The sequence below is a fragment of the Nocardia sp. NPDC059180 genome, from assembly GCF_042754945.1.
Lineage (GTDB): Bacteria > Actinomycetota > Actinomycetes > Mycobacteriales > Mycobacteriaceae > Nocardia.
Genome location: NZ_JBHZBU010000009.1, coordinates 76,075 through 87,943, shown reverse-complemented (window position 1 = coordinate 87,943; position 11,869 = coordinate 76,075). Strand labels below are relative to the sequence as shown.

Here is an 11,869-nt window from a genome sequence, read left to right as displayed (position 1 = left end):
CGCTCCGAGGCGGGGCTGTTCTACCTGGTGCGAGCACGTCGACCGGCTCCAGCGGGTGCGGTGCCCGGCTCGGATCCGCGGGCGATCGGCATGCGCACCGAGTTGCCCCATTCGGTCCAGGAGCCATCGTAATTACGCACCGATTCGAAGCCGAGCAGATACTTCAGCACGAACCAGGTGTGGCTGGAGCGCTCGCCGACCCTGCTGTACACGACCAGCGGGTCTTCGGCGGCCAGGTCGCCGTAGAGAGCGTCGAGTTCGGCGCGGGGACGGAAACGTCCGTCGGAGTGGAACGTCTCGGCCCACGCGATGTTCACCGCGGTCGGGATATGGCCGCCGCGCAGGGCGAGATCGTCGGGCGCCGACGGCGCCTCGCCGCTGTACTCCTCCGGTGAGCGCACATCGACCAGCGGTTTGCCGAGGTGGCTCAGCACATCGGAACGAAAGGCGCGGTCGGTGCCGTCGTCGCGGCGGGCGGCCGGGTAGTGGCTGCCTCCGATACGAGGCGGTTCGAAGGTGGTGTCGCGTTCCTCGCCGATCCAGGCCTCACGGCCGCCGTCGAGGAGCCGGACGTCCTCGTGGCCGAACAGCGTGAGAACCCACAGGGTGTGCGCGGCCTGTGCGTTGCCGCGATCGCCGTAGACGACAACGGTGTCCTCGCGTTCGATGCCCTTGGCTCGCATGAGTTCGGTGAAGCCCGCGCCGTCGATGTAATCGCGGGTGACCGGATCGTTGAGGTCGCCGCGCCAGTCGATCTTGGTGGCGCCGGGGACGTGCCCGATGTCATAGAGCAGGATATCTTCGTTCGACTCGATGATCTTCAGCCCCGCAGCGCCGATGTTTGCCGACAGCCACTCCGTGGTTACTAGTCGTTGTGGGTGTGCGTAGGAACCGAATGCGGGATTGGGGTCCGGGGCAACGGGCACGTCAAGGGTCCTTCACGCGAGGTAGGCGGCGGTAGGGCGGTTTCGGGTCGCACAGTGCATGCTATGTGTGACTCGAAGTTGAATCTCGTTTCAGATCACAAATCGGCTGAATGGGCGAATAAGTCGCACGAGCATCCGATAAAGTCTCCCGGGAGGAGGGGTGAGCTATGTCCGATTCATGGCCGCGGCGGCGACTGCTCGCGATCCTACGTGGCGCCAGCGAGCCTCTCGACGCCCAGGAGCTGGCCAAGATCACCGGACAGCACGTCACCACCGTCCGTTTTCACCTCGATGTGCTCACCCGTGAGTCCCTCGTTCGCCAGTTCCAGCAGCCCCCACGGGGTCGTGGGCGCCCGCGGATCGGCTACCGCGCCGTGCAGCGAACGGTCGGTTATCAGGAATTGGCTCAGGTGCTCGCCGACCAGCTCGGACCCGATGCGCGCCGCCGTGCCGAAGCCGCGGTCGCGGCCGGGCGAGCATGGGGCGCCAAGCTCGATGTGGTCGAGCAGCCTGCCGAATCGCTGGCCGATGCCAAAGACCTGGCGATGTCGCTGATGTCGGAACTCGGGTTCGCGCCCGAACGTGATCCCGCGGGCGATACCGACGAGAAGGTCACCATCCGGCTGACCGCGTGCCCCCTGCGCGAGCTGGCCCGCACCCATTCCGAGGTTGTGTGCGGCGTACATCAGGGGCTGATTCAAGAAGTGCTCGACCGCAATGGCGCGCGTGAGCGGATAGCGGTCACCCTCGACCCGTTCGTGGAGGCCGAGGTGTGCGAGCTGCGCCTGGCGTTGCTCGCCGTCGGGCGTGAGCGCTACGACGAGGGCCCGCGACCGGCGCAGGCGTCAGTGGTCGGACGGCTGACGCCACAGGTCCGCGACACCGACTCCGACATCGTCGAGCAGCCTGCGCAGCAGCGGTAACCCGATCCCGATCACGCTCGACGGATCCCCGTCGATGCGGTCGACGAACCAGCCGCCGAGACCGTCGAGGGTGAACGCGCCCGCGACCTGCAGGGGCTCACCGGTGGCGATATAGGCGTCGAGTGCCTCGGGTTCGGGTTCGGCGAAATGAATCGTGGTGGAGCTACAGTCCACCGCTTCGGCCGTGACGGCCCCGTCGAGCAGCCGTAGCACGCAGTGCCCGGTGATGAGTTCGGCGCTGCGTCCCGCCATCGCGTTCCAGCGGGCTCGCGCCACCTCGGGAGTGTGCGGTTTTCCTTGCAGCATGCCGTCGATCAACAGCATGGAATCACAGCCGACCACCACACAGTCGTCCGCGAACTCGGGAACCGTCGCGGCGATGACGGCAGCCTTCGCCTCGGCCAAGGCGACCACCACACCCTGCGGTGGGGTGTCGGCGGGTAGTGCGGCGGCGACCGCGTCTTCGTCCACGTCCGAGACCCGGACGATGGGTTCGATGCCCGCGGAACGCAGCACCGTGCGCCGGGCAGGGGACGCTGACGCAAGGACCAATTCGGTCACGGTAGATCCCCTCCCCGGTGCCGGTGGGTCAGCGCAGATGCGACAGCTGCGGGAACGCGTACGGCGAGAACGGCGAGGTGCCGCGGTGCATCATGGTGGGCTTGCCCCAGAAATCATTGGGCCCCTGCGGGCCCGCGGCCGTGCCGCTGCCTGCCGCCGCGGTCAGCACACACACCAGCGCCGCGATCTCCTCATCGGTGGGCGCACCCTTCTCGATGATCAGGAAGGGCTTATCGCCTGTGACCGCAGCCAGGGCTGCGTCGACGTCGGTGCCGACCACCGCGGCGTCCTCGGTGAGCGAGTCGACCGCGAGGTCGAGTTCGGCGGCGGTCAACACATCTTCATCTGCCACAATCGTCACGGTGCCAGATCCTCTCTCTTTTCTTGACCAGACGGGGGTGGTGTCCGGTCAAGAGACGCAATCATCGTCGGATTCACTCATTGCATCAATGCAACCAGTGTGCGCGGCTCAACGAGGGTATCGCTGATTCACAGCGGAATGTTGCCGTGTTTCTTCGGCGGAAGGGTCACCATCTTGCGTTCGAGCAGTCGCAGCGCGGACACGATCTGCCCGCGAGTGTGCGACGGCGGGATGACCGCGTCGACATAGCCGCGCTCGGCGGCGACGTAGGGGTTCACCAACGTGTCCTCGTACTCGTTCTGGAGCTCGAGCCGCAGCGCATCGACGTCGGCGCCCTCCTTGGCGGCCTCCAGCAACTGCTTGCGATAGACGAATCCGACGGCCCCCGAAGCGCCCATGACGGCGATCTGCGCGGTCGGCCAGGCGAGGTTCACATCGGCACCCATGTGCTTGGAACCCATGACGTCGTAGGCGCCGCCGTAGGCCTTGCGAGTGATGATCGTGATTTTGCCCACAGTGGCCTCGCCGTAGGCGTAAAGAAGCTTCGCGCCGCGCCGGATGATGCCGTTGTATTCCTGTCCGGTGCCGGGCAAGAAGCCGGGAACATCGACCAGGGTGATGATCGGAATATTGAACGCGTCGCAGGTGCGCACGAAGCGTGCGGCCTTCTCCGAGGCGTCGATATCGAGACAGCCGGCGAACTGGGTGGGCTGGTTCGCGACGATGCCGACGCTGCGGCCGTCGACTCGGCCGTAGCCGATGATGATGTTCATCGCGCGCTCGGCCTGCACCTCGAGGAACTCGTCGTCGTCGAGCAGGCGACGGATGACCTCGTGCATGTCGTAGGGCTGGTTCGGCGAGTCCGGAATCAGGGTGTCCAGCTCGATGTCCTCGTCGGTGAGCGAGTCCTCGATGGCGCCGTCGATCGGATCGGTGGCCGGGAAGCGCGGCGCCTCGGCGCGGTTGTTGCTCGGCAGGTAGGACAGCAGATCCTTGACGTAGTCGAGGGCGTCCTGCTCACCGGAGGCGACGTAATGCGCGACGCCGGACTTGGTCATATGGGTGTGCGCGCCACCCAGCTCCTCCATGGTGACTTCCTCACCGGTGACCGTCTTGATGACGTCCGGGCCGGTGACGAACATCTGGCTGGTCTGGTCGACCATCACCACGAAGTCGGTCAGTGCGGGGGAGTACACGTGGCCACCGGCGGCAGGGCCCATGATCAGCGAGATCTGCGGGATCACGCCGGAGGCCTGGATGTTGCGGTGGAAGATCTCGCCGTAGAGGCCGAGCGAGACCACGCCCTCCTGGATGCGGGCGCCCGCGCCCTCGTTGATGCCGACCAGGGGACGACCGGTCTTGATCGCCAGGTCCATGACCTTGACGATCTTCTCGCCGTACACCTCGCCGAGGCTGCCACCGAAGACGGTGACGTCCTGGCTGAAGATGCACACGTCGCGGCCGTCGATGGTGCCGTAGCCGGTGACGACGCCGTCGCCGAGCGGGCGGTTGTTCTCCAGGCCGAAGTTCACGCTGCGGTGCCGGGCCAGGGCGTCCAATTCGACGAAGGAACCCTCGTCGAGCAGGGCGAGGATGCGTTCGCGGGCGGTCATCTTGCCCTTGGCGTGGACCTTGTCGACCGCGGCCTCACCCATCGGGTGCTGGGCCTCTTCGAGCCGATTCCGCAGGTCAGCCAGCTTGCCGGCGGTGGTGTGGATATCTGGGGCACCCGCCGGACCCGGCGAAGGCTGCTGCTGGACACTCGTCATGGGTCGGAGTGTAACCAGTACCAATCCCGTCCGGTAACCCAGGAAGGGCTACCCGTCAGTAAAACCGCAGGTGGGCGGGGGTCGGGGCAGAAAATCGGTTTCTTTTCGGATCGGGTCCGCAATACCCTGTGAGCGTTGGTTTTTCGAGCTCAGGGGAGGAGAGCGATCATGTGGGAATGGGGTAGAAGCGTCGCGGAACACGCCACCGCGGCCGCGTTCACTCAACCGGTGACGGAGCCGGAGCCGAAGTACACCGAGGCCGAATTCACCGTCGAAGCGCCGGAAGGCGAGGCAGAGGACGCGCGTCGGATGTGGCGGGCAGCGCGTCCGAGCGAGTTCGACCTCGCCGGGTAGCGCTGCCGACGCCGAGTAACCTGCCGGTATGCAGAGGCCACCGCTGGATGTCGCGCAGTTGAAGAGCAGTCTCACCGAGGTTGCCGAGCTGTCGTTCTACACCGGCATCGAGGTGGTGGAGTCGACCGGATCCACCAACGCGGACCTGATCGCGCGGGCCGCGGATCCCGACGTCGACCGGATCGCGCTGCTGGCCGAAACACAGGAGCACGGGCGCGGCAGGCACGCCCGAGTGTGGGTGAGCCCGCCGCGCGCGCAGATCTCGCTGTCGGTGCTGGTGCGGCTGCGGGGTATCGATCCGAATGCGCTCGGCTGGCTACCCCTGTTGACAGGCGTCGCCGTCGTGGACGCCCTGCGGGGGACCGCGTCGGTGCCCGCGACCCTCAAATGGCCCAACGATGTCCTGATCGAGGGCCGCAAGGTCGCGGGCATCCTCGCGGAGGTGGCGGCGAGCGGTGCCGATCCCGCCGTAGTGGTCGGGGTCGGGTTGAACGTGAGCCTCACCGAGGACGAGCTTCCGGTACCGCACGCGACCTCGCTGACGCTGGCAGGTGGCGCCATCGACCGCACCACGCTGGTGCGGTCGATGCTCACCGAATTCGCCCGGCGGCTCACTGCCTGGAGTGACGCGGGCTGGGCCGCCGACGGACTCGCCGCCGACTACCGCGAGCGTTGCGCGACCCTCGGCGCCCGGGTACGCGCCGACCTGCCCGGCGGCAAGTCCCTGACCGGCATCGCCACCGACGTCGACGCGGCGGGCAGGCTGCTCATCGGCGATCAGCCGGTCTCGGCCGGCGACGTCACCCACCTGCGCGCGCAGTGATGGCTCCGATCACGCCGAGGTGAGCGCACCGCGCGCGGCTTCCCTGGCCGGCAGCTTGTCTCGCTGCTCCTCGAGCTTCGCCACGTCGCCGCGCAGCTTGTCGAGGCACAGATCCAGTTCCTCCCTGGCGTCCTCTCCGGTGGCGCGAAATCGTTGTGGTCGAAGATGGGTCGGTTTCTTGGTCACGCGCGCCTCCAGTGTCATTGGGGGACAGACGTATCCGATCGGTATCAGCTCATCCACCGGGTTCGATGCGCCTGCCGGGCGGGGCAGGACGATGTAGCGGGAAAACCGGGCAGAGCGGCTCGATCATGATGTGCGCCACCGTGCGTCGGCTGACGATTGTGCAGCACCGCGACGTTGCGCGTCGGTCATTTCGGCATCTCGAGCGGTAGGGTTCGGCACATGGGTTATCCGGAGGACGTCCTGGCGCCCGACGAAGAGCTGATCGTGCATCGTCATCCGCACTGGAAGATGCTGTTCTGGCCGGTCGTGACACTGATCGTCGCCACCGCGCTGGCCGGCTTCGCCGGCGGTCTCGCCTGGCGCAACACCGAGACGCCGGGCCGTTCGATCCTGCTGCTGGTGATCTTCCTGCTGTGGCTGCTCATCATCGTATGGCGTTGTGTCGTACCGCTGATCAGCTGGAAGTCGACGCATTTCATCATCACCCAGCGCCGGGTGCTTGTCCGTCAGGGCGTGCTCACCCATACCGGCATCGATATTCCGATGAGCCGCATCTCCAGCGTCCAGTTCCGGCACGGGTTGTTCGATCGGCTGCTCGGCACCGGCACCCTGATCATCGGGTCGTCGTCGGAGGAACCGCTCGAGTACGACGACATCCCCGAGGTGCAGAAGGTGCACGCGCTGCTCTACCACCAGGTGTTCGAGGTCGAGCGTCGTGGTCACCACGACGATTCGCACGGCTATCGGTGAGCTGCGCATCGGTTCGGTCGCGGGTCCGTAATCTTTCCTTATGACCGCCGTACTGCTGGCCGAGGACGATGAGGCCATCGCCGCACCGCTGTCGCGTGCACTGGGCCGGGAAGGGTATTCGGTCACCGTCGAACGCTTCGGTCCCGCGGTGCTGCGCCGCGCGCTCGAGGGCAACCATGACCTGCTGATCCTCGATCTCGGATTGCCCGGCATGGACGGGCTCGAGGTGTGCCGCCAGGTGCGTGCGCGCGGTGCCGATCTGGCGGTGTTGATGCTGACCGCCCGTACCGACGAGGTGGACTTCGTGGTCGGGCTCGACGCGGGCGCTGACGATTACGTCGGCAAACCGTTCCGGCTGGCGGAACTGCTGGCCCGGGTGCGAGCCCTGCTGCGGCGCAGCGGAATCGGCGACGACACCGTCGAGGTCGGCGGTATCCGGTTGGAGCCCGCGGCGCGGCGGGTGCTGGTCAACGGGGTCGAGGTCGGGTTGGCCAACAAGGAGTACGAGCTGCTCAAGGTCCTGATCGACCGGGCCGGGCAGGTGGTCTCGCGCGAGACCATCCTGCGTGAGGTCTGGGGCGATGCCGAATTGCGTGGCTCCAAGACCCTCGATATGCACATGTCCTGGTTGCGCCGCAAGATCGGCGACGAGGGCCCGATGGCCGAGCGGCGCATCGTCACCGTGCGCGGTGTCGGGTTCCGGCTGAACACCGACTGACGTGCGGCGCCGGATTCTGCGGTCGATGCTGACCGTGCTCATGCTCACCACGGTGGCGCTCGGTGTGCCGTTGACCTACACCGCGTGGCTGTGGGTCGAGGACATCACCAGAAATGATCTGCAGAGCAGGCTCGAGCGGATCGCCGTCGAGGTCATCGCGCAGGAGCGCGACGACGGCCGGGTGCACGACGGGCTCGATCTGCGCACGGTGCGCCCGCTGGTGCCCGAGGACGGGCGGCTCACCATCGTCTACCCGGCGCCGCACGACAACGCCTCACAGGTCGATATCGGGGCCGAGCGGGTCCGTGACCCGATGTTGGAATCGCTGTCGATGGGTGCGTCGGGGTCGTTGCGGCTGGAGGTGCCGTCGGCGCCGATGCATGCCAGGCAGCGCCAGGCCGTCGCCGTCGTCGGGCTGGCCGTGCTGGCCTCGCTGGGCGCGGCGGTGACCGTCGCGGTGGTGACCACGCGCCGGGTCGCCGATCCGTTGCGCGATGTCGCGGCGCGGGCGGCCCGGCTGGCCATGGGCGATTTCCGGCCCGATCCCCGTCGGCACGGCATCGCCGAGCTCGACCGGGTCTCCGATGTGCTCGATTCGGCGACCGTCGAGATCGCCGGTCGCCTGCAACGGGAGCATGCGCTGGTGGCCGATGTCTCCCATCAGCTGCGCAGCAGACTGACGGCGGTGCGGTTGCGGCTCGACGAGCTGTCGGCCCACCGCGACCCGGATGTGGTGCACGAGGCCGAGGAGGCGATGGCGCAGGTCGACCGGCTGACCGAGGCGATCGACGACCTGGTTCGCGCCTCCCGCGACGAGGACGCCACCGAACGCGATCCGGTGCCGGTGATGGATGAACTGCGCGGCATCGTCACCGAATGGACCCATCCGTTCACCGAGGCCGGGCGCACGCTGCAACTGATCGGTGATCAACAGCTACGCGCCCCGATCACCGGCTCCCGGCTGCGAGAGGCGGTGGCGGTGCTGATCGACAATGCCCTGATGCACGGCGGCGGCACCTGCACGGTGTCGGTGCGCACCGTGCGGCCAGGCGGGGATCGGGAGCCGCTGGTGTGCGTGGAGATCGCCGACGAGGGCGACGGCGTCAGCGACGAGCTGGCTCCGCACATCTTCGACCGCGGCTTCTCCGGTGCGGGATCGACCGGTGTGGGGCTGGCGCTGGCGCGCGCGCTGATCGAGGCCGACGGCGGGCGGCTGGAGTTGCAGCGGCGCAGGCCCGCATTGTTCGCGGTGTTCCTCGGCGCGCCGACGGCGATGCGTCAGGCGAACGGTGTGGTGGGGGAGCCGCGGTAGAACAGTGTGAGGTCAGCTGTGGCCGAGCCGGCGTTCCTCTTCGACGAGTTCTTCGAACTCCTCCATGATCTGTTCCATCTCGTCCGGGAACACCCAGCGGCGCATGGCCCAGAATCGGAACGCCATCTGCAGCAGGTTGCCGATGATGAAGGCGCTGATGAAGTCGGCGATGTTCTCGACAAGGAAGCTGACATCGGGCTGACGCAGGTGGAAGACGTAACTGGAGATCCACAGCGGCAGGAAACTCAGCACCACGCCGACGCCGCTGACCGCGAAGAACAAAGCCGCCTCATGGTGGCGTTCGCGGCCGCCGCGGTTCTTGAACGACCATTCGCGGTTGAGGATGTAGGAACAGATCACCGCGATCACACCGGAGATGATCTTCGCGGTGACCGGCTTGGGTTCCAGAACGGTCCACTTCAGCAGGAAGTAGATGCCGCTGTCGATGATGAACGTGGTCGCGCCGACGATCGCGAACTTGATCAGTTCGCGGTGGCGGTACGCGATATCCTGCGCAGGCTTGGGAAGGACGCGGACCACGTCGTCGACGAATGACACAAGGCACGAGTGTACCGGTAGCGGTCATTCGCAGCGGACATGACAGTATTGACCGACGTGAGCGCACGTTCCTTCGATCCCTCGGCGATGCCGACCGTCACCATGATCGGCGGTGGCCAGCTGGCGCGCATGACGCACCAGGCCGCCATCGCACTCGGCCAGCGCCTTCGGGTACTCGCCGAGCAGCCCGGCGACCCTGCCGCGCAGGTCAGCCCCGATGTCGTCCTCGGCAGCCACACCGACCTGGCCGCGCTGCGCGCCGCCGCCGTCGGCTCGCACGCGCTGACCTTCGATCACGAGCACGTGCCGACCGAGCATCTCGAGACGCTGGTCGCCGAGGGCGTGAACGTCCAGCCGCCACCATCGGCGCTGCTCTACGCACAGGACAAGCTGGCCATGCGGACCAAGCTGGCGAGCATGGGGCTGCCGGTGCCCGCGTTCGTGGAGGTCGCCGAGCCCGCCGACGCGGTGAAGTTCGGTGCCGAACAGGGCTGGCCCATCGTCATCAAGGCGGTGCGCGGCGGCTACGACGGGCGCGGGGTGTGGATGCCCGAGGACGCCGAGGAGGCCGAGCGGATCGTCGCCGATCAGCTCGCCCACGGCGTGCGGTTGCTGGCCGAGGCCCGGGTCGATCTGAAGCGTGAGCTGTCGGCGATGGTGGCGCGCTCGCCCTTCGGGCAGGCCGCGACCTGGCCGGTGGTGGAGACGGTGCAGCGCAAGGGGCAGTGCGCGGTGGTGATCGCCCCCGCGCCGGAGCTGTCCGAGCAGGTGGGCGCCGAGGCCGAGACCATGGCGCTCGCGCTCGCGAACGAACTCGGTGTGGTCGGCGCGATGGCGGTGGAGCTGTTCGAGACCCACGACGGCACCCTGCTGATCAACGAGCTGGCGATGCGTCCGCACAACTCCGGGCACTGGGGGATGGACGGCGCCCGCACCGGTCAGTTCGAACAGCATCTGCGTGCGGTGCTCGATTACCCGCTCGGCGATACCAGCCCGCTGGCGCCGGTGACCGTCATGGCGAACATTCTCGGCGCGCCCGAGGCGCCTGCCATGTCGATGGACGAGCGCCTGCATCATCTGTTCGCCCGGATGCCGGATGCGAAGGTGCATCTATACGGCAAGGGAGAGCGCCCGGATCGCAAGATCGGGCATGTGAACGTGCTGGGCGAGGATGTCGCCGCGGTGCGGGAGAAGGCCGAGCGCGCGGCGCATTGGATGTCGCACGCCGTATGGACCGATGGATGGGATCCGCATGAGTGAGCACGAGGGCCCCGCGGTCGGCCTGATCATGGGCAGCGACTCCGACTGGCCGACGATGGAGGCCGCCGCCGAGGCACTGGCCGAATTCGGTATCCGCTTCGAGGTCGGCGTGGTCTCCGCGCACCGCACCCCGCAGCGCATGCTCGACTACGCCCGTGACGCCGCAGGCCGCGGCATCAAGGTCATCATCGCGGGCGCGGGTGGCGCTGCCCACCTGCCCGGCATGGTCGCCTCCGCGACCCCGCTCCCGGTCATCGGCGTCCCCGTCCCGCTGAAATACCTCGACGGCATGGACTCCCTGCTGTCCATCGTCCAGATGCCCGCAGGCGTCCCGGTGGCCACCGTCTCCATCGGCGGCGCCCGCAACGCAGGCCTGCTCGCCGCCCGCATCCTCGCCACCAACGACCCGGACCTGCGCACCCGCATGGAAAAGTTCCAGGCAGGTCTGGAGCAGATGGTTCTCGAAAAGGACGAAGCACTGCGCAACAAACTGCTGGGCTGACCGGCGATCAGACGCTGAGTTCCTGTTCCGTCGGAAATCCATTCAGATCCATTCTGTTCGAAGGTGTTGAGTGGAGCGGTCGAGTCGCCTCAACTGTTGTCCTGCTGACGTAATCACGCATCGAACTCGTCATCGTCGAACGACGGTTCCTGGTAGGTCGATTCCGGCCACCAGATGGCAGCGACCAGGACTACCAGCGGAAGCCCGATCGCGGCGGCGAACCCGAGCACAGTTCCCGTATTCACCGCGCGCCTCCTACGGATGACCAGCGTGCGAACGACATTCGCGGACACACGGTTTCGATATCGGCGATATACATGAGCCCGTCGAGTTCCAACGGGGTGAGGTGGTGTGGCGCAGGCACGATGACTGCATCGGCCCCGTACCTACGAACCTGGTCGGCCAGGGGTAATACGGTCAGCAGACTCGGCCATATCAGTTGGTACCCCAGCCGCCGACCCAGTCGCTGTACCTGCGCTGAATCCCAGTCAGGAGCGCGGCTGACGTCGATGTCGATCCATCCGAGCGCGATTGGTTGCATTGTCACCGCCTGCTCAGGTCGTCGTGGCTCCCGGCGTCGCGGAACCGGCGAGAAGTCAGGTCGAGATGGAAATGGGCGGTCTCGCACTCGGGCATCACGGACTCCGTCAGCGGTTGAGTTCTGGGACAGGGCAAGTCGGTGTGACAGGCTGAGGACCCAGCCGTGTCACGGGTCACGCGACCGGCGCCGAGGGCTTTCGCCACCCGCCGGATCACATCAGTCCGGTGGGTGTGCTGCTCGAACACGAAGAGGCTCAATCGATGGAGCGGCAACTCCCCGGCGCCGGTGCCAGATCAGAGTCACACTCGTTCTGGGTGCGAACCAG

Annotated in this window: 15 protein-coding genes; 8 read left to right on the top strand and 7 right to left on the bottom strand. The window is 67.1% G+C overall.

Annotated elements, in window-relative coordinates; all coding sequences use genetic code 11:
- Positions 1-20: 20 nt before the first annotated feature.
- Positions 21-926, bottom strand: a complete 906-nt coding sequence (locus ACFXNW_RS24870) for a sulfurtransferase (RefSeq protein ID WP_379420199.1) — start codon at positions 924-926, stop codon at positions 21-23.
- A 167-nt stretch (positions 927-1,093) separates the two neighbouring features.
- Here ACFXNW_RS24870 and ACFXNW_RS24865 point away from each other — a divergent pair, with 167 nt between their 5' ends.
- Positions 1,094-1,849 carry a helix-turn-helix transcriptional regulator gene (locus ACFXNW_RS24865; protein WP_379420198.1) on the top strand — a complete coding sequence of 252 codons (756 nt, stop codon included), beginning with the start codon at positions 1,094-1,096 and terminating at the stop codon, positions 1,847-1,849.
- Here the strand turns inward: ACFXNW_RS24865 and ACFXNW_RS24860 are convergent.
- From ACFXNW_RS24860 to ACFXNW_RS24850, 3 genes are all read right to left on the bottom strand, one after another.
- Positions 1,772-2,410 carry a nucleoside triphosphate pyrophosphatase gene (locus ACFXNW_RS24860; protein ID WP_379420197.1) on the bottom strand — a complete coding sequence of 213 codons (639 nt, stop codon included), beginning with the start codon at positions 2,408-2,410 and terminating at the stop codon, positions 1,772-1,774. The genes ACFXNW_RS24865 and ACFXNW_RS24860 overlap by 78 nt on opposite strands.
- A 28-nt stretch (positions 2,411-2,438) precedes the next feature.
- Positions 2,439-2,771 (bottom strand): acyl-CoA carboxylase subunit epsilon, encoded by a 333-nt coding sequence (locus ACFXNW_RS24855; protein WP_379420196.1) that lies wholly within the window; start codon positions 2,769-2,771, stop codon positions 2,439-2,441.
- Between the two features lie 128 nt (positions 2,772-2,899).
- Positions 2,900-4,540: an acyl-CoA carboxylase subunit beta gene (locus tag ACFXNW_RS24850; RefSeq protein ID WP_379420195.1), complete on the bottom strand. Its 1,641-nt coding sequence runs from the start codon at positions 4,538-4,540 to the stop codon at positions 2,900-2,902.
- Positions 4,541-4,708: 168 nt separating this feature from the next.
- Here ACFXNW_RS24850 and ACFXNW_RS24845 point away from each other — a divergent pair, with 168 nt between their 5' ends.
- The gene (locus tag ACFXNW_RS24845) at positions 4,709-4,894 is read left to right on the top strand and encodes a hypothetical protein (RefSeq protein ID WP_379420194.1); all 186 of its coding nucleotides are present in this window, start codon (positions 4,709-4,711) and stop codon (positions 4,892-4,894) included.
- 28 nt (positions 4,895-4,922) lie between these two features.
- Entirely contained in the window at positions 4,923-5,717 is a 795-nt protein-coding gene (locus tag ACFXNW_RS24840) for a biotin--[acetyl-CoA-carboxylase] ligase (RefSeq protein WP_379420193.1), read from the top strand.
- 9 nt (positions 5,718-5,726) lie between these two features.
- Here ACFXNW_RS24840 and ACFXNW_RS24835 read toward each other — a convergent pair whose 3' ends face one another.
- The gene (locus ACFXNW_RS24835) at positions 5,727-5,903 is read right to left on the bottom strand and encodes a hypothetical protein (RefSeq protein ID WP_379420192.1); all 177 of its coding nucleotides are present in this window, start codon (positions 5,901-5,903) and stop codon (positions 5,727-5,729) included.
- Between the two features lie 219 nt (positions 5,904-6,122).
- Between ACFXNW_RS24835 and ACFXNW_RS24830 the strand changes: the two genes are divergently transcribed.
- From ACFXNW_RS24830 to ACFXNW_RS24820, 3 genes are read left to right on the top strand one after another with little or no spacing between them, the layout of a single operon-like run.
- Positions 6,123-6,653, top strand: a complete 531-nt coding sequence (locus ACFXNW_RS24830; RefSeq protein ID WP_379420191.1) for a PH domain-containing protein — start codon at positions 6,123-6,125, stop codon at positions 6,651-6,653.
- Positions 6,654-6,693: 40 nt separating this feature from the next.
- Positions 6,694-7,371 (top strand): response regulator transcription factor, encoded by a 678-nt coding sequence (locus ACFXNW_RS24825; protein ID WP_036533618.1) that lies wholly within the window; start codon positions 6,694-6,696, stop codon positions 7,369-7,371.
- 1 nt (position 7,372) lies between these two features.
- On the top strand, positions 7,373-8,683 hold the full coding sequence (locus tag ACFXNW_RS24820) for an ATP-binding protein (protein ID WP_379420190.1): 1,311 nt from the start codon (positions 7,373-7,375) through the stop codon (positions 8,681-8,683).
- Between the two features lie 12 nt (positions 8,684-8,695).
- On the opposite strand, the gene ACFXNW_RS24815 is transcribed toward ACFXNW_RS24820, so the two are convergent.
- The gene (locus tag ACFXNW_RS24815) at positions 8,696-9,241 is read right to left on the bottom strand and encodes a GtrA family protein (protein WP_379420189.1); all 546 of its coding nucleotides are present in this window, start codon (positions 9,239-9,241) and stop codon (positions 8,696-8,698) included.
- A 39-nt stretch (positions 9,242-9,280) separates the two neighbouring features.
- Here ACFXNW_RS24815 and ACFXNW_RS24810 point away from each other — a divergent pair, with 39 nt between their 5' ends.
- Positions 9,281-10,501 carry a 5-(carboxyamino)imidazole ribonucleotide synthase gene (locus ACFXNW_RS24810; protein WP_379420188.1) on the top strand — a complete coding sequence of 407 codons (1,221 nt, stop codon included), beginning with the start codon at positions 9,281-9,283 and terminating at the stop codon, positions 10,499-10,501.
- On the top strand, positions 10,494-11,003 hold the full coding sequence (purE, locus tag ACFXNW_RS24805; RefSeq protein WP_379420187.1) for a 5-(carboxyamino)imidazole ribonucleotide mutase: 510 nt from the start codon (positions 10,494-10,496) through the stop codon (positions 11,001-11,003). Before ACFXNW_RS24810 ends, purE begins: the two co-directional genes overlap by 8 nt.
- Positions 11,004-11,116: 113 nt before the next feature.
- On the opposite strand, the gene ACFXNW_RS24800 is transcribed toward purE, so the two are convergent.
- Positions 11,117-11,248, bottom strand: coding sequence for a hypothetical protein (locus ACFXNW_RS24800; protein WP_379420186.1), 132 nt, complete (start codon positions 11,246-11,248; stop codon positions 11,117-11,119).
- Positions 11,249-11,869: the final 621 nt, after the last annotated feature.